Origin of the sequence: Flavobacterium lindanitolerans (assembly GCF_002846575.1) — a bacterium.
In the GTDB taxonomy this organism is placed as follows: domain Bacteria; phylum Bacteroidota; class Bacteroidia; order Flavobacteriales; family Flavobacteriaceae; genus Flavobacterium; species Flavobacterium lindanitolerans.
On record NZ_PJND01000007.1, the window covers coordinates 1326848 to 1346576 of the forward strand.

A 19729-nucleotide genomic window follows, 5' to 3' on the forward strand; every position below is an offset into this window, starting at 1 on the left:
TAATATTCTATTTGGTAAATTAGCAGACCAAATTAAATATTCAATGAAAAAAAATGTAGTAAGCGCATTGTTAGTAATGGCTTGTTTTACCGGATTCGCTCAGGATTCTAAAAACAAGCCATTTGTAGCAAGCGGAAAAAAAATCAAGGTATTCACCACAGCAGAGAATACCAGTTTAAGACTCAGCCCAACTTCGGGTTCTGAGTTCAGGCCGGCAAAACAACCTTTGGAAAACGAAGTTTCGGTTTTCGTAAACCCGGATAAGCAATTCCAAACCTTCATGGGAATAGGTGGAGCCATTACGGATGCAAGTGCCGAAGTTTTTGCCAAACTTTCAAAACAACAGCAAAAAGAATTTCTGGATGCGTATTACAGCAGGGAAAAAGGAATAGGCTATTCTTTAATCCGCACCACCATCCATAGCTCTGATTTTAGTAGTGCGAGCTATACCTATGTCAATGAAAATGATAAAGACCTAAAATCCTTTTCAATCGACCACGACAAAAAATACAGAATCCCGCTTATCAAAGATGCAATGAAAACGGCTGGCAAAGAAATGACTTTGTATGCAAGCCCGTGGAGCCCTCCGGCATTCATGAAAGATACCAAAACGATGTTGAAAGGTGGAAAATTAGCTCCTGAATTTTACCAATCATGGGCCAATTATTATGTGAAATTCATCCAGGCCTATGAAAAAGAAGGTATTCCGATTTGGGGAATCACGGTACAAAACGAACCAATGGCAACCCAAACATGGGAGTCCTGTATTTTTACGGCCGAAGAGGAAAGAGATTTCCTGAAAAAATACTTAGGTCCTACTATGCAAAAGAACGGGCTGGAAAACAAAAAAATAGTAGTTTGGGACCATAACAGAGACCTGATGGTGCAACGTGCCAATACAATTTATTCTGACCCGGAAGCTTCAAAATATGCATGGGGAATGGGTTTCCATTGGTATGAAACCTGGAATGGCGGAAAACCGATGTTTGATAATGTAAAATTAGTAGCCGATTCTTTTCCTGATAAAAAACTGATGTTTACAGAAGGCTGTATTGAAGCATTTAATCCGGCACGTTATCAGTTTTGGGCTAATGCGGAACGTTACGGAATCAACATGATTAACGATTTCAATAACGGAACCGTTGCCTGGACAGATTGGAACATTCTCCTTGATGAAAAAGGCGGGCCAAACCATGTGTCTAACTTCTGTTTCGCCCCAATTCACGGAGATTTAACGGCAGGTAAGTTAATTTACACGCCATCGTATTATTACATAGGGCATTTTTCAAAGTTTATCCGTCCGGAAGCCAAAAGAATAAGCACGGCAGCCAGCAGAAGCCAATTGCTAAGCACAACATTCCTGAATACAAACGGAGAAATGGTAACTGTAGTGATGAACCAATCGGATGGTGAAATAAAATACAAGCTGTTTGTAGGTGATTCAGAATCGGAAGTCACAATTCCTGCGCATGCGATTCAGACTTTAGTCTACTAAAATCGTGCTTAGCGCCTTTGTGTCTTTGCGAGAAATAGTTGCACGCAAAGACACAAAGACGCTAAGTTTGACTGCAAATATTTATAAAAAGAAAAGACTGCTTTAAGCAGTCTTTTTTATTGTTCTATTTTTACCAGCTTCCTCCGGCACCGCCGCCACTAAAGCCGCCGCCGCCGAAACCACCTCCAAAGCCTCCGCCTCCGCCAAATCCGCCTCCGGAAGAGCCTCCAAAGCCACCGCCTCCGCGCCCAAGACTACTTAGGATAATGATGTCAGAAAGGTCTAAACCGCCACCACGATTCCCTCCATTTCTGTTATTCTTGTTTTTGGAAAGAATAAAAAGAATAACGATAAAAATAATGATGAAAACGACCAGGCCGCCAGAGTTTGATTCTCCTCCGTTAGAGCCTTTTCGGGTTCCTTTGTATTTTCCTTTCAATACATCAAAAATGGCATCAGCACCTTTATCCAGGCCCTGGTAATAATTGCCTGCTTTAAATTCAGGTATTATTATGTTCCGTATAAGTTCTCCGTTGATTCCTGCCGTTAGTCTGTCTTCAACGCCATAACCGGGAGCTATCCATATTTTTCTTTCTTTTACAGCCAATAAGATAAAAACACCGTTGTCTTCTTTTTCCTGACCTACGCCCCAGGCATGGCCCCATTTTGGAGCTAAAAGCCCAATGTCTTCGCCATTTATGGTAGGAACAGTAACCACTACAATTTGCGTAGAGGTAGAATCAGAATAACGAATCAGTTTTTCTTCCAGCTTTGCTTTATCAGCACCAAGAATGTTGGCATAATCATAAACGCTGGTCTGAAAGCTTGGTTTTTTCGGAATATCAAATTGAGCATATCCGGTTTGTACCAGCAACAGTAAAAAAAAGGATAACAGGAACGTATTTTTTATAGGGGAAAATTTCATTTATCCTTTAGATATTTCGTTAGATAATTCATTCGTGTCATCTTTCTCAAAAGGGAAATATTGTTTCAGTCGTTCTCCGGCTCTTAAGATTCCGGAAACAAGCCCGTCTTTGTATTTCTTTTCTTTGAAATGAGAAATGACGGTATCTTTTGTGCAATCCCAGAAATCCTCCTCAACCATTTTATGGATGCCCTCATCTCCAATAATTGCAAAAGTATGGTCTGAAACACCTACATAAAACAGTACGCCGTTGCGCATACTGGTGTTTTGCATACCCAAAAAATTAAAAACCTCCTGGGCTCTTTCGAGCGGAGGTTTTTCAGTATGGTCTTCAATGTGCACCCTTATCTCTCCCGAAGTGTTTCTTTCTGCCTGCGAAATAGCCTGCACGATTTCGTTTTCTTCTTCCCGAGTAAGGAAATCTTCAACTTTTGACATTGATTCGTGTTTTTAGAATTTTACTTCTACAGGTTTTTCAGCGCCTTCAACTGATTTAAAATATGGTTTTTCAGGATAGGAACCTCCCAGGAATAAACTGTTCGGGAAGCTAAGCACATAACCGTTGTAAATCTGAACCTGCTCATTGAAACGCGTTCTCGCTGTAAGGATTTGGTTTTCTGTACTGGCCAATTCATCTTGCAGTTTCAGGAAGTTTTCATTTGCTTTCAATTGCGGATAAGCTTCAACAGAAACCAATAATCTGGAAAGGCTGGAAGATACATTAGATTGTGCCTGTTGGAATTGTGCCATTTGTTCCGGAGTAACATTACTTGGGTCAATTGTCATAGAAGTTGCTTTTGCACGGGCTTCCACAACTGCAGTCAGGGTTCCTTTTTCGAAATCGGCAGCTCCTTTTACGGTATTGACCAAATTGCCAATAAGGTCATTTCTTCTTTGGTAAGTAGTCTCAACATTTCCCCATTCTTTTGAAACAGCCTGATTGTGTTTCAATGCCGTATTTTTAATTCCGACAACCCAGAATCCGATAATTACTACCAATACAACAATAATTCCCAGAGGTATTAACCATTTTCTCATTTTGCTTTTGTTTTTAGGTTTATTATTTATTTGTTTTCTATTTTTAATTATAACGCTATAATTCGTTTTTAATATTGGTCAGCTGGGCTTTTATGGTTTCCAGCTTGCTGATGATTTCAAATTTATCCAAAGTCTTTTTCTGGCCTTCCTTTAAATGCGTTTTGGCACCTTCAAGGGTAAAGCCTCGTTCTTTGACCAGATGATAAATTAACTGGAGATTTTTTACGTCTTCGGGCGTAAACATACGGTTGCCTTTCGCATTCTTTTTAGGTTTCAGGATATCGAATTCCTTGTCCCAAAATCGGATGAGCGAAGCATTCACGTCAAAAGCTTTGGCTAGTTCGCCAATGCTGTAATATCTTTTATCCGGCGATAAGTCTAAATGCATTAATCTAAAGATTGGTTTTCCTGGTTAGCTAATTTTGATATGGCCGCAAACTCTGCTGCCGAAATATTTCCGTAATAATAATTCAATGGGTTTACGACTTCTCCGTTTTTATGGACTTCATAATGCAGGTGTGGTGCCTCGGAACGCCCTGTACTTCCTACATAGCCAATCACATCACCCCGTTTTACTCTTTGCCCGGCTCTTACTTTATATTTGCTTAAATGCCCATACAATGTTTCATATCCAAATCCGTGCCGAATTACGATATGGTTTCCATAACCGGATGCCGTGTTGTCTGCCCGTTCTACTACACCGTCACCGGTTGCATAAACCGGAGTTCCGGTTTTGGCAGAAAAGTCCATTCCTGCGTGGAATTTCCTGATTTTGGTAAACGGGTCACTACGGTAACCGAATCCGGATGCCATCTGCTTCAATTGCTCATTTTTGACTGGCTGAATGGCAGGAATTGCTGTCAGTAGTTTTTCTTTTTCTTTTGCCAGCTTTAGGATTTCGTCTAAAGATTTGGATTGGATAACCAATTCTTTGGATATAATATCCACGCGTTTTGTCGTACTGACAACCAGTTCGGAATTGTTATAGCCTTCCAGTGCCTTGTATCGGTTCACGCCGCCAAAACCTGCCTTTCGCTGTTCTTCAGGAATAGGTGAGGAGTTGAAGTAAACACGATACAAATTATTGTCACGTTCCGCAACGTTTTCCAGAACTTCATCAATCTGGTCCATTTTTTTGTTCAGGATAGCATAATTGATTTTCATGTTTTCAATCTCACGGGCCTGAAGTCTGTCCTTGGGAGTTTCAAAGAACGGTGTATTGATTAATATCACGAAGCATAAAAATCCGAACAATGCCGAAGCCAATAAAAATAAGGCGATTACGCCTAGTTTTTGTCCTTTTTTGGGTTTGATTTTCCGGTAAGCTAAATTTTCGGTATCGTAATAATATTTTACCTTCTTCATATTTTAAAATATGCTATTTTTGCAGCTTTATTAGCGGTAAACTAATTAGTTTTAAAAGTTTACTGATAACAACAATTGATTATTATTTTCAATTGTATAAATGTTATACGAACAAATTTAAAAAATGTTTCATAGGTTCGTCTTATTATTTTTAGAATAAAGAAATTTACTCCAAGACCATAAACTAATATTTCAGATGAAATCACAGGATATCAGAAAGCAATTTTTACAATTTTTTGAAGAACGCGGGCATTTAATTGTGCCTTCAGCGCCTATCGTTTTAAAAGACGACCCAACCTTGATGTTTAATAATTCTGGGATGGCGCAGTTCAAGGAATATTTTTTGGGTAACGCCACGCCAAAAAGTAAAAGAATTGCCGATACCCAAAAATGCCTTCGCGTTTCCGGTAAACATAACGATTTGGAAGATGTAGGTTTTGACACCTACCACCACACCATGTTTGAAATGTTGGGGAACTGGAGTTTTGGTGATTATTTCAAAAAAGAAGCGATTAATTGGGCCTGGCAACTGCTGACAGAAGTCTACAAAATTCCAAAAGAAAACCTGTACGTTTCTGTTTTTGAAGGCAATCCGGCTGAAAATGTACCGTTTGACCAGGAAGCCTGGGACATCTGGAAAACGTTGGTCGATGAAGACCGTATTATACTTGGAAATAAAAAAGACAATTTCTGGGAAATGGGAGAACAGGGACCATGCGGGCCGTGTTCAGAAATCCATGTCGATTTGCGCAGTGAAGAAGAAAAGGCACAGGTTTCTGGAAAGAGCCTGGTCAATAACGACCATCCGCAGGTTGTAGAAATCTGGAATAACGTTTTTATGGAATTCAACCGTAAGGCTGATGGTTCTCTTGAAAAACTACCGGCTAAGCATGTGGATACCGGTATGGGATTTGAGCGCTTGTGCATGGCTTTGCAAGGCGTACAGTCCAATTATGACACAGATGTATTTACACCGCTCATTCGCGAAGTTGAATCCATCACCGGAAAAAAATATACTTCAAACGAGGTTAAAGATATAAGCGAAGAACAAAACAAAACCAATATTGCGATTCGTGTTGTTGTAGACCACGTTCGTGCGGTAGCTTTTGCTATTGCTGATGGTCAATTACCATCTAATACGGGTGCAGGTTACGTTATCAGAAGGATTTTGCGTCGCGCTATCCGTTACGGATTTACTTTCCTGAATACGAAAGAACCGTTTATTTATAAATTGGTTGCTGTTTTGGCAAACCAGATGGGAGAGTTTTTTCCGGAAATCAAAACACAGCAAAATCTGGTTACCAATGTAATCAAGGAAGAAGAAGCTTCTTTCTTGCGAACACTGGACCAGGGGTTGCAGCTGCTTGAAAATGTTGTCAAAGAAACAAAAGGGAATGAGGTTTCGGGAGCAAAAGCTTTTGAACTGTATGACACTTTTGGTTTCCCTAAAGATTTGACTGCATTGATTCTGAAAGAAAAAGGCATGTCCTATAACGAAAAAGAATTTGATGCCGAACTGCAAAAGCAGAAAGACCGTTCCCGTGCCGCATCAGAAACTTCAACAGACGACTGGACTGTTTTGGTGGAAGGAAACATTGAAACTTTTGTAGGATATGATGAGGTAGAAAAAGAAGTAAGAATAACACGATATAGAAAAGTAGATTCTAAAAAAGACGGTAAGCTGTACCAGATTGTTTTAGATGCTACACCATTTTATCCGGAAGGTGGAGGTCAGGTAGGTGACAAAGGAACATTGTTCACGCCAAACCAGGCCATCGAGATTATCGATACCAAAAAAGAAAACAACCTGATATTGCATTTTGCAAAAGAATTGCCTGAAAATCCGCAAGGAAAATTCATGGCATTGGTCAATACCAAACTGCGAAGCGAATCGGCAAGCAATCACTCGGCTACGCACTTGTTGCACCAGGCCCTGAGACATGTTTTAGGAACACACGTAGAGCAAAAAGGTTCGTTGGTAGCGCCTAACCATCTTCGTTTTGACTTTTCTCATTTTGCAAAAGTAACCGACGAAGAATTGAAGGAAGTAGAAACTTTTGTAAATGCAAAAATCCAGGAACAGCTTCCGTTGATTGAAAGAAGAAATATTCCGTTCAAACAGGCAATCGAAGAAGGTGCTATGGCATTATTCGGAGAAAAATACGGCGATACGGTACGTGCTATAAAATTTGGCGACAGCATTGAACTTTGCGGAGGAATCCACGTTGGCAATACGGCAGACATCTGGTATTTTAAAATTGTAAGTGAAGGAGCGGTGGCTGCCGGAATACGACGTATTGAAGCCATCACAAATGAAGGTGCAAAAGAGTTTTTTGCTTCTCAGGAAAATGCTTTGAAAGAAATAAAAGAAGCTTTGAAAAATCCACAGGATTCATTAAAAGCGGTTGTTTCTTTACAGGAGGAAAATGCCAAATTGAAAAAACAGGTGGAGGCTTTGCTGAAAGAAAAAGCAAAAAATCTAAAAGGCGAATTGGTTTCTGAAATCGAGGAAATCAATGGCCTGAAATTTTTAGCTAAACAAGTCGACCTGAATCCGGAAGGGGCGAAAGATCTGGCTTATGAATTGGGTAGCCTTGGTACGAATCTTTTCCTGGTTCTGGCTACAGCCGAAGAAGGAAAGCCAATGCTGACATGCTATATTTCTAAAGAATTGGTAGCAGAAAGAAACCTGAATGCCGGACAAGTTGTTCGTGAACTTGGAAAATATATCCAAGGTGGCGGTGGTGGTCAGCCTTTCTTTGCAACAGCAGGAGGAAAAAATGCAGACGGAATCAGAGAAGCGCTTGAAAAAGCAAAAGATTTTATAAAGTAACAGATTTAAAATGCATAAAAAACCACAACAGTACTGTTGTGGTTTTTTGTTTTTAAGAGGAATTATTATTGTTGTGGCATTTTGCTGAAATCCATAAAAAGAACGTTCCAGCGGTGGCCATCCGGGTCACTGAATCCGCAACCATACATCCAACCGTCTTTTTCACCCGGTTGGGCATAAAGTACTGCTCCGGCAGCCACGGCTTTGTTAGCCAGTTCGTCAACCTCATTAGGAGATTGTGCGTCGATTGAAAACAGGGTTTCGGTACCTTTTGCCGTGTCTGCAATTTCGTTGCCGCTAAAGCTCTTAAAAAGCGCCTCAGGAAAGAAATTAACCACTACATTCTTGTCTCCCACAAAAAACGAAGCCATTGTAGGGTTTTCGCTAAATTGTAAATTTTCCCTAAAGTCAATCGCTTTAAAGAAAGCCCTGGTTTTGCCAAGGTCTTTTGCCGGAAGATTTATCCAAAATTCTTTTGCCATAACTGTTGTTTTTTAGTTGTGTAATGATTTACAGTGTCTCTGTATATTTTTTGAAATTATCCATGATGGCTTGCCATCCTGCTTTTTGGAATTCGATAGGGTGCGTATTTTCAGGGTCGAAAGTTTCCGTTACTTTTACGGTATCACCGGAATCTTCGAAACTAACACTTACCCGGCGACCATCACCCATTACATATTCTATTTTTTTATAGTTCTCGACCTGGGTGTATTCGCCTTCGAAATCAAATGCCATACTGCCGTCTTTAGCCGCCATCTTTGTTCTGAATTTTCCTCCGATTCTCAAATCGTTTTCTGCTTCAGGAGCGTGCCAATCTTCAGATGCAAAACTCCAGTTCATGGTGTGTTGCGGTTCTGTAAAGCTTTGCCATACTTTGGAAATAGGAGCTTTTACGGTAGTTTCTACGGTAATTGTTTGATTTGAATTGTTCATTGTTTGTTTTTTTAAATGATTGATTTTGTTTTTGCCTTTTACAAAGGTAAATTGAAGCTATGGAAATGAGAGGTTGTAAATTAGACAATGTTGAGGGCGAAACAGGACAGCTGTCATATCGGTTTCAATAAAGAAAATAATTTCAGGAAAAATATTGCAGACACAGATCTGATTCCTAAAAAGATTTTTCTGCCAAAGCCAGTCAAATAAGGACATGTGAGCGATTTCTTACCTGTTTTTTGTTCGCTAAACGCGAACTAACGATGTTAAAATTTTGATTTTCAGTGCTATAAATTGAGATTGTTTGGGTTATTTTCCTATCTTAGGACTGAAAAAGAAAAACATAGTATTAATCCCAAATTTATTATCATGGAAAATGACAAAAAATTGAAAAAACCTTTCTTTGCCAACTTTTTGGAAAGCCAGGTTCCTGAAAAGGAAATGGAACAAATTAATGGTGGAACTGATGCAGTAACTATGAAATTCCCATCAGATGGTGAAGATGGCCCAGGCCAGGTAATCACAAGCAGAGTCAAAGATCTTTATCAGACGATGAAATATCCGTCTGATAGTGACGAAGAAGGAGTCGAGCTTTAAGATTTGATGAAAGCAACAGTGTTTCTATCTGGAAATACTGTTGCTTTTTTTTTGCTCAAGAGGGATATGCTTGGGCTTTTTTATTTAAATATTCCTAATTAATGATACTTTGTCTGACGCACAGCAATGATCTCTATACGATAGATATAGTGATGAAAAGGCTGAAAGAACTGGGGAAGGAGGCCTATAGAATGAATAGTGACCTTTTTTCGTCCAAACTATCTTTTGATTATTCGCTTTCCGATAATAAGAATACTGTCCAAATCCAAATTGATGACCGTGTCATTGATGCCAATGCAGTGGAAGCTGTTTGGTACCGAAAACTTTGGCAGGCAGAAGCTCCTGACGAACTCGATGATGATTTTAAAGAAATCTATCTTCAGGAATATTACACCATGCAAAATATCTTTTTTGAATCGCTACGTGATGTTCCCTGGTTTAATCCAATGGCAAAAGACCATGAAATAAGCAATAACAAGTTCGGACAATTATCTGTTGCCGCACAAAATGGCATTGAGACACCCAAAAGTCTTTTTACAAACAATCAGGAACAGGTAAAAGCGTTTTTCTATGAGGAATGCAACAAAGAGATGATAGCCAAGCTTCATGGTACACTTTCCCGAAGTATGTTGGGCAATACACCTTTTTTCCCTACTACACAGATAACAGAACCTAATCTGGCCGGCCTTGCTACCCTGATTTACTGTCCCATGATTTTTCAGGAAATGATTCCGAAGGCCTATGAACTCCGCATAATTTATGTTGATGGCGAATTTTTTGCCGGAAAAATAAATGCCGGACAGTCAGAACGTGGCAAAACAGACTGGCGTATTGCAACCGATATTTATTTTAAATGGGAACCTTATAAACTTCCAGACCCGGTTGCAACTTCGCTTACAAAAATGATGCAACAGATAGGACTCTTTTTTGGCGCTATTGACATGATTCGCCATCAGGACGGGCGCTATATTTTTCTGGAGGTAAATCCTCAGGGTGAATGGGGAATGCTGCAAAGAGATTTAAGCTATCCTATTGGGGAAACCATAGCCGAAAAATTAGTCGCGAGGTTAGAGTAGCGGTTCCTTTCCCTAATCAATTAAACTCCCAAAATTCTATGAAAAAAGTACTGATAATTACACATACTCACGATAACGAATCTATAGAGACTGTTACGCAACAGCTAAAAAAATATAATGCCCGGGCCATACGTTTTAATGTCGATTTATATCCGTTGCACTACGGATTGACAAGTTGTTTTGAAGACGGGCAATGGAAAGTCTATCTCGACCACAACGGTGAAAGGGAGTCTTTGCATGACATTGCAGCATTGTGGTACAGACGTAGCCATAATCTGGGAAGCGGTTTGAGCAGCGTCTTGGAAGGGGAATATTTGTCTTCAGCGCACGGAGAAATAAGAACCACGCTTTTTGGAATGCTGGAAAGTATGAATTGCTTCCAAATAGGCAAATTCAGCCAATACAGAAGATTGGACAGCAAAGAAGAACAGATGAAAATTGCTTCTTCACTCGGATTGAAAATTCCGGAAACCTGCATAACGAACAATCCGGACGAAGCTAAAAAATTTGTACTCTCACATCCCAAAGGAGCAATTACAAAAATGCAAAGCTCTTTTGCCATTGACAGAGGAGGAGTGGAACATGTTGTATTTACCAATGTCATAAACGAAGACAATCTGGATGCGATTGACAGCTTGCAATATTGCCCGATGCAGTTCCAGGAAAAACTGGAAAAACAGAAAGAGTTACGAATAACCATTGTGGGTGATGCTGTTTTTTCCTTTGCGGTTGATTCCCAAAAACTGGACAACGCTAAAATTGATTGGCGTCGTGAAGGTGTTGAACTGCTGGACCAGTGGGAACCTTATAATTTGCCGGAACCCATAAAACAAAAATTATTGAAAATGATGGATATCTACCAGATTAACTATGGTGCGGTAGATATTATTGTTACTCCTGAAAACGAACATTATTTCCTTGAAATTAATTCGGCAGGAGAATTTTTCTGGCTCGACCGACTTATTGATGGTGCAATTTCAAACCAGATTGCCAAAGTTTTGTCTGACGAAGCACCCAGACGTTACATCCCGGTATTCTAAAAACTTAATCCCGGCCTTATCAAGGCCGGTCTTTTTTTAAACTCCCACTATCCATTATCCACTATCCATTATCCACTACCCACTATCCACTATCAACTATCCACTATTAACTATCCACCAGTTCCCTATCTTTGCAACTAAAATTCTAACAAATGCAATTCACTACGCCTGTACCAATACCCAAAAGCTCTCATTCAATCGATTATGCTTCGAAAGTTGTTTCATTGGGTTCCTGCTTTGCCGAAAACATGGGAAACAAGCTGGATTATTTTAAATTTCAGAATACGACCAATCCTTTCGGAATCTTATTTCATCCGTTGGCGTTACAGAAAATAATACACAAAGCGGTCCGACAGGAACTGTTCTCAGAAAAAGATGTTTTTTATCATAACGAAAGATGGCATTCATTTGACGTACATTCTGAGTTGAGCCTTGCAGACAAGACAACGTTTTTGGAGAACCTTAATTCTGGTATAGGGAATTTTCACAATGCTTTACTGGAAAGTTCGCATGTTATAATCACTTTAGGAACCTCCTGGGTTTATCGGAAAATTGAAACGGATGCCATCGTGGCAAATTGCCATAAAGTGCCTCAGGCGGCGTTTAAAAAAGAATTACTTTCTGTAGTACAGATTAAAGAAAGCCTTTTAGAAATTATCGGAACCATTTTGACTTTCAATCCGAAAACGAAATTGATTTTTACAGTTTCTCCTGTGCGTCACATCAAAGATGGTTTTGTGGAAAACCAATGGAGCAAAGCCAATCTAATTTCGAGCCTTCAAGAGGTAGTCCATGCTACAGAAAGCACCTCTTATTTTCCAAGCTATGAAATTATGATGGATGAATTACGCGATTACCGCTTTTATGCAGAAGACATGATTCATCCCGGTTCATTGGCGATAGATTACATCTGGAAACGGTTTGCAGAAACCTGGATATCGGAAGATGCTTCTTCAATAATGCCGGAAATAGACAGTATTCAGAAAGGACTGAACCACAGGTCATTTAATCCGCAATCAGAACAGCACCAAAAGTTTTTAGAAAACCTTCAGAATAAGATATTGGTTTTGAAATCGAAGTATCCATTTATGGAGTTTTGAGATAGTAATAGGTTCATTTTTATAAGAATACGGCAGATGCCGTATTTTTTTTTGTTTGGAATAAAGGGAATTTTGGAATGTTAAACCTAAAAAAATAATTTATTATGAAACCAACAACTTTACTTTCAAAAATGGCTATCGTTTTCTTTTTCTTTCTCGGAACGACAGCCTTCTCCCAAAATTTAGTTCCGGCAGAAAATCTGACTCCGGCACTTTTAAAACAAACATTTGAAAATGCGTATATCAAGGTTCTGGAAACTCAGGATGGCTTTATTAAGGTGCAGGATACGTATGATGTCTTTATTGATATCGACCCTTCAAAAAGATATGTTTGTTTTAGCAGTTCTTATTCTTTAGTGGCCGGCACTTCTCCAAAAGATGCCCTGGAATTGATGAATATGCTAAATACAGACATCATTCTGGTAAAGAGCTATTATATCGAAAAAAACAATTCAATTAACTACATCGCCTATTTCTGGACAGAAAGAGGATTTAGTCCGCAGTCAATGGTTAGCGCTTTTAAGATGTATGTTTCGGCCTTGACACTTTCACTTCAAAAAGACACCAAGAAGATTATAAAATAAAAGCTATAGCATCCCTTTAAAATCAAACAAATTTTAATAACTAACTTAAAACTTTTAACTATGAAAACATTAAAAACATTAGGAGCAATGTGTCTTTTGGCCACAATCTTATTTTCATGCAGTAGCGATGATAGCGGTGGAGGATCAAATTCAGGAGGATTTTCGCTAACAGCAAAAGTGAATGGAGCCAACTATTCCAATTCCAATTATTTTGACCCGATGGCGGTCATTACAAACAACATTCTGGTTATCCAAAGCAGCGATAATGGTGGAAACTCAATTCAGATTCAGGTTATGAATTATAACGGAGTTGGAAGCTATACTTCAGGTAACAATAACCTGATGGCGGGATATATTAATTATCTTAAAGCAGGAGCTACATTAGGCCAGTTCAAGACTTTTACTTCGGTTAGAGGTGATGGTTTGGTAGAAATTACGGAAGTGACAGATACTTACGTAAAAGGAACATTTTCAGCGACTGCGCCAGAGAATGTCTCAAATTCTACAGAAAGTGTGGAGATTACAGAAGGAACATTCAAAGCTAAAATCCAGACGGCTCAATAAAAGTCTTGAATTTAAGAGTGGAAATACGGACTTGTAAAGTAATCCGCATTCACAGTCTAACACAACAATAAAAGTTGTTGACTTGTCCTTTTCAGGCCGCAGTGGGAAAATAGTTTTGTGCGCCTGGAAAGGACTTTTTTAATGAGGCAAGATTTTTTGTATTTTTAAAGAGCCCAAATCGTTTTTGTCTGTTATATCTTGAGACTATGCACTTAAAAACTAAATTTATTTTGGCAGTTTTCCTTCTGTTTGGAGCTATTTCCGGTTTCAGTCAAGCCAATAGGACAAAAATTAACAGTTTAAAAAAGCAGATTTATTCTAAAAGCAGTGTTTCCAAAGCGAAATCGCTGATTCTGCTTTCGGATGAATTGTCAAGTTCCAATCCCGAAAATTCACTTTTGTATGCCCGGGAAGCGTTAAGAACTTCACAGGAAATCAAAAACGACAGTCTTATTTCGGTTAGCTATAACAGTATTGCCTTAAATTTTGAAGTTCGAAGCAAACTGGATTCGGCACTTTTTTACCATAAAAAAGCCCTCGATATTCGTATCAAATTGAAAGACCGGATTGGAATGGCAGACACTTTCAACAATATCGGGATTTGTTTGGACCAGCAGGGAAAATTTCAGGAAGCATTGGAAAACTATTTCAAAGCCCTGAAAATATATGAAAGGAAAAAAGACAGTGAGAAAATAGCGATGACCTATGTAAACATCGGAATCGTTTATAAAACCCAAAAAGAATACGAAAAATCGTTAGACTATTATAAAAAAGCTAACGCCATCTATGCCCGAAACAAATCAGAATTTGGTTTTGCGGCTACCTCAGGAAATATAGGTTCTGTTTTGATTGATTTTAAAAAGTTCAGAGAATCAATACGCTATTCGGAACTGGCAAAAGAAGGCTATCAAAAATTGGGTTATGATAGGTATGTGGCCTATCCGGTTTCTAATATTGCAATTGCTTACGATAGCCTGAAAGAATATGATAAGTCAGAAGTGTTTTATTTGCAGGCCATAAACCTGCATAAAAAATTTAAAAATGATTATGAAATAGGGAATATTTCGAATGCCTATTCCAGAAGTTTGAACAAGCAATCAAAATTTAAGGAAAGTATTCGCATTTCTGAAGAAGCTTTGGGCTATATAAAAAAGGCAAAATTATTTCCTCTGGAAGTCAATGCTTTAAAAAATCTCGCCAATGCTTATGCGGGTATTGGAAACTATCTAAAAGCTTACGAACTGTCAAGTGCCTATTCCAAAGGCAGGGACGCTCTTTTTGAAGAAGAAAAAACCAAAGCCGTTTTTGAGTTGGAAACTCAGTATGAAACGGAAAAAAAGGAAAGGGAAATCCTGATACAAAGAGCGAGAATTGCAGAGAATGAGTTAAAAATTGAACGTAAAAACCTCATGATTCTGGCGGTTGTTTTTCTGTTGTTGCTTTCCGTTTTAATAGGTTGGCAGTTTTTCAACAGGCAGAAACTAAAAAACATACAGCTTCAAAAAGAAAATGAACTTAAAGATGCACTTTTAAAAATCGAAACCCAAAATAAATTACAGGAGCAAAGGCTTCGGATTTCAAGAGACCTGCACGATACTATTGGTGCACAGCTGACCTTTATTATTTCGTCAATAGACAATCTCAAATATGGCTTTCAGATTGAAGACGAAAGGCTGCAAAACCGATTGGCGGGAATCAGCGAATTTACCAAAGAAACTATTTACGAACTTCGGGATACAATTTGGGCGATGAATATGAACCAGATAAACTTTGAAGATTTAAAATCAAGAATATCAAACTTTATTGATAATGCCAAAATCTCTTCTATAGGAATTGATTTCCAATTTGTTTATTCTGATGCCGGTTTGTGTAAAAGGACATTTACATCTGTAGAAGGAATGAATATTTACAGGATTATTCAGGAAACAATAAACAATTCCATAAAACATTCCGGAGCTGGAAAAATAGCAGTAACCATTGATGGAGATGAAGATAATCTGGTCATAGAAGTAACAGACAACGGCAAAGGATTCAGTCCCGGGCTGAATAAGGAAGGAAACGGACTCAATAATATCCGAAAACGAGCCAAAGAAATTGGAGGTGAAATTGAACTTAATTCTAAACCGGGTGAGGGAACAGCCATGAAACTGTTTCTTCCCAACAACGCCTAATCGAACAAAACCATGTCCATCAAGATAGCTATAGCAGACGATAATTACTTTTTGCAGAAAACCATTCTGGAGAAATTGTCTTTTTTTACCGAATTACAATGCCGGTTCACGGCACTTAACGGGAAAGAGTTGCTTGAAAAACTCGAAGCCAACCACAATATTGATTTGATATTGATGGATATAGAAATGCCTGAAATGGACGGTATAGAAGCAACAGAACGTGTGAAAAGCAAATATCCGCATATCAAAATTATCATGCTGACTGTTTTTGATAATGATGAAAACATTTTTAATGCCATTAAGGTTGGCGCAGACGGTTATTTGCTGAAAGAAGTAAATCCAAAAGATTTGTGTCAGGGCATTTTGGAAACCATGAATGGTGGTGCGGCAATGAATCCTTCAATTGCCCTAAAAACATTAAAACTGCTTCGGAATCCGATAGAATTTGAACGAAAATGCGTTGAAGAAGTCAAGCTCACGTCCCGAGAAATAGAAGTTTTAGAACAGCTTAGCAAAGGTTTGAATTATAATGTAATAGCAGACAATCTTATTCTTTCACCAGGCACGGTGAGAAAACATATCGAAAATATTTATGGCAAGCTTCAGGTGCACAACAAGATTGAAGCCATTGAAAAAGCCAAAAACAACAAGTTGATATAGACAAAATCTTTGCAGGACATTATTAAAATTCTGTAACTTTATAGAAAAAAGAAATGCGAAGAATCCTCATCATAGCCGGAATAGTAGTAGCCGTTATTTTAGCCTTTCGTTTTTGTGAATTCAAAAAAGATGACCGTTCCACAATAGAATATGACACCAATCTTATTCAGGAACGAATTGTGAATGTAGGTAAGTTGATTGTTACAGAAGGACATTTTGCCGAAGTGCTTACCTATAAAGACCAGGAAAAATATTTAATGGACCTGATTTCTTTTGAGAAGAAGGCATTGGTTATTGTAAATGCAGATGTGACTGTGTCTTATGACCTGAGACAAATGAAATATGATATTGACGAGAAAAACAAAACGATAACAATCAAATACATTCCTAAAGAAGAAATAAAAATAAATCCTGATATCAAGTTTTATGATATTAATCAGAGCCGTATGAATCCTTTTACAGGCGATGACTACAATAAAATCAATAAGTCTGTAAAGGCCAATCTGGCCAAAAAAATAGAAAAATCATCTTTGAAAACAAATGCCCAGAACAGGCTGATTAGCGAGCTTTCCAAAATATTGATTACGACCAATTCAATGGGATGGACCCTACGCTATGACGGGCAGACTGTAAATGAAGAATCGATTGACAAAGTGTTGCTTTAGCCAATCAATTCCCTGTTTTTTTATAGATTAAACGCTTTCGTTCTCAAAAATTAATTCCAAACCACCGGAAATTAAATGTGCTATTTCAGGACGGGTTTGTTTTAGTTTTTCGAGATAAATAAGCACTTCCTGTAAGAAATCGGTTTGATGGTTCTTGTCGAGTAATTCGGCAATTTCTACTGCCAAAAGCCAATCCTTAGGATGGTTTTCTTTTAGTATTTCAAAGGTTTTTTCAATAGTCATAAACGGTGTCTTCCCTTCACGCATATTTCTGACGTTCAGGTAAAGGCTTTCCAGCTCTTCTCTTTCCGTACTTTTTTTGGCCTTTATAGTTTTGCTTGAAGGCACATGGTTAACCAGGTTAAAACTTCTGACATCGGCTGGTCCGGAAAAAGCGGAAATTACTTTTTTGCCTACAGCCATATCATATATTCCCCATTCCGGTTGGAAAAGAACGGTGTCGTTATGGGTTACTGTACAATCTTTAAAACTAATCAGAATAATTTTTCCCTGAATATTTCTTGTGCCGGTAATAATTTCTCCCGTAACGGTAATATCACCCTGGAATTCGAGCGTAACACGTTCTCCTTCATAAATACCGTATGCTTTTAAATCTCTCGGACTCATGTCCTCAATAGCCAGATTGATTCCTTTGAGTTTGCCAATTGGGCTGCCAAAGCCTTCTGAATGATAGGATGTAGAATGTCCAACCAGTTCTTTTTCTCTGTAAGATAGGGCAGTTTCTCCCGTGGTTTGTACATAAACAGGTTTCCCTTCACTTTCAATAACGTTGGTAAATACGCCTGAAATCTGTATTCCTGTACTTAATTCAATCGTGCCTAAAGCTTTTGACTGTATTAATTTTTGAACACCTGAAAGTCCTCCGGTTCGTAGGGCCATAGTGTTGGCAAATTCTTCCAAAACCTGACTCAGGTGTGCGAAATCCGGAGTAACAAAAAGTTGCGGCTGCGGTTTTGTAATATCAAAACTTTGGAAAGCCGCCGTAATATCATAAGGAATCTTTTTTACATTATCGGTCATACACCAGGTGCTTTCTCCAATTGAAGAAAGTAATCCGGCACCGTAAATTTTCGGATTATTGATGTCGCCTATCAATCCATATTCTACTGTCCACCAATGCAGGTTTCGGATAAGTGCCATTTCAGACAATTCACCCATATCGTTTTGAAGTTCGTCCACCTTTTTTTCAATAGCGTCGATTTCGTCCTGCGGTGTTCCTTCTGCCTCTTTTAGGATAGAAAGCAGTCGGATGGCTTCATACATTTCATAATCTCTGGAAGATGAGATAGCCTTGCAGCCAATTTCGCCAAACCTTCTCAGGTATTCGGCATATTCCGGATTAGCAATAATGGGAGCATGGCCGGCACCTTCGTGGATAATATCCGGAGCAGGCGTATATTCAATATGTTCCAATTGTCGGATGTCGGAAGCAATTACCAAAACATTGTAGGCCTGGAATTCCATAAAAGCATTTGGCGGGATAAATCCGTCAACAGCTACAGCCGCCCATCCTATTTCTTTAAGGATGCGGTTCATACCATACATATTTGGAATGTTTTCTATTTCCAAACCTGTTTTTTTCAATCCGTCCAAATATGAATTGTGTGCTACTTTTGAAAGATAATCCACATTTTTACGCATTACATAGCGCCATACAGCCTGATTGATAGGTGTATAGTCTTCATAATCCTGCGGTTTTATAAATTGCTTTAAATGTTCAGGAAGTCTGTCAATTAATGGGTTGCTTTCAAAAGGTGCATTCATGTTTTCAAACGTTGTAGTTTTTGTAAAATTACAAATCTTTAGCAGAAACATGTCTTAAAAAATTTAAAAAATAGTCGAACACCTGTTGTTGTGAATAATCGAAAACCAGGCTATAAAAAAACCGCAAGAAATTGCGGTTTTTAAATCGTATTATTATTTCTTTCCGGGAGGATATTTCTCCAGGATTTTTTTGACAAATTCCTTGATGCGCTCATCTTTTTTGTTGATGTTCTGCGTCAGTACGCCTACGCCTTCACCTTGCCAAATCAGTTCTTTTTTTCGGGCATCAATCAGGTCTATATATAGGGTTCCTTCTGTTGTAGTAGAAACGGTAGTAGACCTGCCGCCCCACATCCATGGGTTCCAGCCCCATCCCCAACCATAGCCCCATCCGGCATTGAATTGGTTAACATCAACCTGCTGTCTTGACTTGGTAAAAATATTAACCAGAAGGTCCGGATTTTCGCTTTTTGTTATTCCTTTGGCAGTTAGTTCTGCATCAATTGCGTTCAGTATTCTTCTTTTATCAAGGTCAGAAATTTCAACTTTATCAATGCCTGATTTGAAAAAGGCAAATGATTTGTAGTTGGCAAAATCAACATTTTTGTCATAATCCGTAGCAACATGTACCGATGAGCAGGATGCCAGCGCAAAAAGAAAGAGCAGGGGTAATAATTTAATTGTTTTCATAGCAATTTGTTTAATATTTTATTGAGAATGAGTTATTTGTTCTTTTTCTTTTCTTGAAAACTTTTTATTGCAGCAGCAATGCTTAAAATTGCAGCGGCTGTCAGGACAACGATTTTTAATCGTACATTTTCAAAAAGCATCCCGAGAATAAAGAACCCAAGGCTCATAAACATTAATGAAATACTGTTTAGCGTTTTCATGATTGCTT

21 protein-coding genes are annotated in these 19729 nt (G+C 38.6%); 11 read left to right on the top strand and 10 right to left on the bottom strand.

The window, feature by feature from the left end; all coding sequences use genetic code 11:
• The first annotated feature begins 43 nt into the window (after positions 1-43).
• Complete coding sequence (locus B0G92_RS05810; RefSeq protein WP_101471403.1) at positions 44-1495, top strand: glycoside hydrolase family 30 protein; 1452 nt, start codon at positions 44-46, stop codon at positions 1493-1495.
• 130 nt (positions 1496-1625) lie between these two features.
• On the opposite strand, the gene B0G92_RS05815 is transcribed toward B0G92_RS05810, so the two are convergent.
• From B0G92_RS05815 to B0G92_RS05835, 5 genes are read right to left on the bottom strand one after another with little or no spacing between them, the layout of a single operon-like run.
• Positions 1626-2420 (bottom strand): TPM domain-containing protein, encoded by a 795-nt coding sequence (locus tag B0G92_RS05815; protein WP_101471404.1) that lies wholly within the window; start codon positions 2418-2420, stop codon positions 1626-1628.
• Positions 2421-2858: a TPM domain-containing protein gene (locus B0G92_RS05820; RefSeq protein WP_101471405.1), complete on the bottom strand. Its 438-nt coding sequence runs from the start codon at positions 2856-2858 to the stop codon at positions 2421-2423.
• 12 nt (positions 2859-2870) lie between these two features.
• Entirely contained in the window at positions 2871-3458 is a 588-nt protein-coding gene (locus B0G92_RS05825) for a LemA family protein (protein ID WP_101471406.1), read from the bottom strand.
• 55 nt (positions 3459-3513) lie between these two features.
• Positions 3514-3846: a MerR family transcriptional regulator gene (locus tag B0G92_RS05830; protein WP_101471407.1), complete on the bottom strand. Its 333-nt coding sequence runs from the start codon at positions 3844-3846 to the stop codon at positions 3514-3516.
• Positions 3846-4823 carry a M23 family metallopeptidase gene (locus B0G92_RS05835; protein WP_101471408.1) on the bottom strand — a complete coding sequence of 326 codons (978 nt, stop codon included), beginning with the start codon at positions 4821-4823 and terminating at the stop codon, positions 3846-3848. The genes B0G92_RS05830 and B0G92_RS05835 overlap by 1 nt, the downstream gene beginning before the upstream one ends.
• Positions 4824-5019: 196 nt before the next feature.
• Here B0G92_RS05835 and alaS point away from each other — a divergent pair, with 196 nt between their 5' ends.
• Entirely contained in the window at positions 5020-7656 is a 2637-nt protein-coding gene (gene alaS / locus B0G92_RS05840) for an alanine--tRNA ligase (RefSeq protein WP_101471409.1), read from the top strand.
• Positions 7657-7721: 65 nt separating this feature from the next.
• Here alaS and B0G92_RS05845 read toward each other — a convergent pair whose 3' ends face one another.
• Both B0G92_RS05845 and B0G92_RS05850 read right to left on the bottom strand, forming a co-directional pair.
• Positions 7722-8138, bottom strand: coding sequence for a VOC family protein (locus B0G92_RS05845; RefSeq protein WP_101471410.1), 417 nt, complete (start codon positions 8136-8138; stop codon positions 7722-7724).
• Between the two features lie 28 nt (positions 8139-8166).
• Positions 8167-8589 (bottom strand): SRPBCC family protein, encoded by a 423-nt coding sequence (locus B0G92_RS05850; RefSeq protein ID WP_101471411.1) that lies wholly within the window; start codon positions 8587-8589, stop codon positions 8167-8169.
• A 369-nt stretch (positions 8590-8958) separates the two neighbouring features.
• On the opposite strand from B0G92_RS05850, the gene B0G92_RS05855 reads away from it, so the two are divergent.
• The 9 genes from B0G92_RS05855 (at position 8959) to B0G92_RS05895 (ending at position 17046) form a co-directional block, all read left to right on the top strand.
• On the top strand, positions 8959-9186 hold the full coding sequence (locus B0G92_RS05855) for a microviridin/marinostatin family tricyclic proteinase inhibitor (protein ID WP_082482215.1): 228 nt from the start codon (positions 8959-8961) through the stop codon (positions 9184-9186).
• 101 nt (positions 9187-9287) lie between these two features.
• Positions 9288-10262 (top strand): MvdC/MvdD family ATP grasp protein, encoded by a 975-nt coding sequence (locus B0G92_RS05860; protein WP_101471412.1) that lies wholly within the window; start codon positions 9288-9290, stop codon positions 10260-10262.
• Between the two features lie 38 nt (positions 10263-10300).
• The gene (locus tag B0G92_RS05865; RefSeq protein WP_101471413.1) at positions 10301-11302 is read left to right on the top strand and encodes an MvdC/MvdD family ATP grasp protein; all 1002 of its coding nucleotides are present in this window, start codon (positions 10301-10303) and stop codon (positions 11300-11302) included.
• A 152-nt stretch (positions 11303-11454) separates the two neighbouring features.
• Complete coding sequence (locus B0G92_RS05870) at positions 11455-12402, top strand: GSCFA domain-containing protein (protein WP_101471414.1); 948 nt, start codon at positions 11455-11457, stop codon at positions 12400-12402.
• Positions 12403-12506: 104 nt separating this feature from the next.
• On the top strand, positions 12507-12986 hold the full coding sequence (locus B0G92_RS05875; RefSeq protein ID WP_101471415.1) for a hypothetical protein: 480 nt from the start codon (positions 12507-12509) through the stop codon (positions 12984-12986).
• A gap of 60 nt (positions 12987-13046) precedes the next feature.
• On the top strand, positions 13047-13550 hold the full coding sequence (locus B0G92_RS05880) for a hypothetical protein (RefSeq protein WP_101471416.1): 504 nt from the start codon (positions 13047-13049) through the stop codon (positions 13548-13550).
• Positions 13551-13780: 230 nt separating this feature from the next.
• The gene (locus B0G92_RS05885; protein WP_180326402.1) at positions 13781-15721 is read left to right on the top strand and encodes a tetratricopeptide repeat-containing sensor histidine kinase; all 1941 of its coding nucleotides are present in this window, start codon (positions 13781-13783) and stop codon (positions 15719-15721) included.
• A 12-nt stretch (positions 15722-15733) separates the two neighbouring features.
• Positions 15734-16381, top strand: coding sequence for a response regulator (locus B0G92_RS05890; RefSeq protein ID WP_056069212.1), 648 nt, complete (start codon positions 15734-15736; stop codon positions 16379-16381).
• A 53-nt stretch (positions 16382-16434) separates the two neighbouring features.
• On the top strand, positions 16435-17046 hold the full coding sequence (locus B0G92_RS05895; protein WP_101471418.1) for a DUF4230 domain-containing protein: 612 nt from the start codon (positions 16435-16437) through the stop codon (positions 17044-17046).
• Positions 17047-17073: 27 nt separating this feature from the next.
• On the opposite strand, the gene B0G92_RS05900 is transcribed toward B0G92_RS05895, so the two are convergent.
• The 3 genes from B0G92_RS05900 to B0G92_RS16645 form a co-directional block, all read right to left on the bottom strand.
• Complete coding sequence (locus tag B0G92_RS05900) at positions 17074-18831, bottom strand: aromatic amino acid hydroxylase (RefSeq protein WP_056071358.1); 1758 nt, start codon at positions 18829-18831, stop codon at positions 17074-17076.
• 153 nt (positions 18832-18984) lie between these two features.
• Entirely contained in the window at positions 18985-19521 is a 537-nt protein-coding gene (locus B0G92_RS05905) for a DUF4136 domain-containing protein (protein WP_101471419.1), read from the bottom strand.
• A gap of 32 nt (positions 19522-19553) precedes the next feature.
• Complete coding sequence (locus tag B0G92_RS16645) at positions 19554-19721, bottom strand: hypothetical protein (RefSeq protein ID WP_180326403.1); 168 nt, start codon at positions 19719-19721, stop codon at positions 19554-19556.
• Between the last annotated feature and the right edge of the window lie 8 nt (positions 19722-19729).

What these genes read in the sequence shown, in the direction of transcription:
- B0G92_RS05810 (WP_101471403.1), top strand. Translation starts at nt 44, where the DNA reads ATGAAAAAAAATGTAGTAAGCGCATTGTTAGTAATGGCTTGTTTTACC.
- B0G92_RS05815 (WP_101471404.1), bottom strand. Translation starts at nt 2,420, where the DNA reads ATGAAATTTTCCCCTATAAAAAATACGTTCCTGTTATCCTTTTTTTTA.
- B0G92_RS05820 (WP_101471405.1), bottom strand. Translation starts at nt 2,858, where the DNA reads ATGTCAAAAGTTGAAGATTTCCTTACTCGGGAAGAAGAAAACGAAATC.
- B0G92_RS05825 (WP_101471406.1), bottom strand. Translation starts at nt 3,458, where the DNA reads ATGAGAAAATGGTTAATACCTCTGGGAATTATTGTTGTATTGGTAGTA.
- B0G92_RS05830 (WP_101471407.1), bottom strand. Translation starts at nt 3,846, where the DNA reads ATGCATTTAGACTTATCGCCGGATAAAAGATATTACAGCATTGGCGAA.
- B0G92_RS05835 (WP_101471408.1), bottom strand. Translation starts at nt 4,823, where the DNA reads ATGAAGAAGGTAAAATATTATTACGATACCGAAAATTTAGCTTACCGG.
- alaS (WP_101471409.1), top strand. Translation starts at nt 5,020, where the DNA reads ATGAAATCACAGGATATCAGAAAGCAATTTTTACAATTTTTTGAAGAA.
- B0G92_RS05845 (WP_101471410.1), bottom strand. Translation starts at nt 8,138, where the DNA reads ATGGCAAAAGAATTTTGGATAAATCTTCCGGCAAAAGACCTTGGCAAA.
- B0G92_RS05850 (WP_101471411.1), bottom strand. Translation starts at nt 8,589, where the DNA reads ATGAACAATTCAAATCAAACAATTACCGTAGAAACTACCGTAAAAGCT.
- B0G92_RS05855 (WP_082482215.1), top strand. Translation starts at nt 8,959, where the DNA reads ATGGAAAATGACAAAAAATTGAAAAAACCTTTCTTTGCCAACTTTTTG.
- B0G92_RS05860 (WP_101471412.1), top strand. Translation starts at nt 9,288, where the DNA reads ATGATACTTTGTCTGACGCACAGCAATGATCTCTATACGATAGATATA.
- B0G92_RS05865 (WP_101471413.1), top strand. Translation starts at nt 10,301, where the DNA reads ATGAAAAAAGTACTGATAATTACACATACTCACGATAACGAATCTATA.
- B0G92_RS05870 (WP_101471414.1), top strand. Translation starts at nt 11,455, where the DNA reads ATGCAATTCACTACGCCTGTACCAATACCCAAAAGCTCTCATTCAATC.
- B0G92_RS05875 (WP_101471415.1), top strand. Translation starts at nt 12,507, where the DNA reads ATGAAACCAACAACTTTACTTTCAAAAATGGCTATCGTTTTCTTTTTC.
- B0G92_RS05880 (WP_101471416.1), top strand. Translation starts at nt 13,047, where the DNA reads ATGAAAACATTAAAAACATTAGGAGCAATGTGTCTTTTGGCCACAATC.
- B0G92_RS05890 (WP_056069212.1), top strand. Translation starts at nt 15,734, where the DNA reads ATGTCCATCAAGATAGCTATAGCAGACGATAATTACTTTTTGCAGAAA.
- B0G92_RS05895 (WP_101471418.1), top strand. Translation starts at nt 16,435, where the DNA reads ATGCGAAGAATCCTCATCATAGCCGGAATAGTAGTAGCCGTTATTTTA.
- B0G92_RS05900 (WP_056071358.1), bottom strand. Translation starts at nt 18,831, where the DNA reads ATGAATGCACCTTTTGAAAGCAACCCATTAATTGACAGACTTCCTGAA.
- B0G92_RS05905 (WP_101471419.1), bottom strand. Translation starts at nt 19,521, where the DNA reads ATGAAAACAATTAAATTATTACCCCTGCTCTTTCTTTTTGCGCTGGCA.
- B0G92_RS16645 (WP_180326403.1), bottom strand. Translation starts at nt 19,721, where the DNA reads ATGAAAACGCTAAACAGTATTTCATTAATGTTTATGAGCCTTGGGTTC.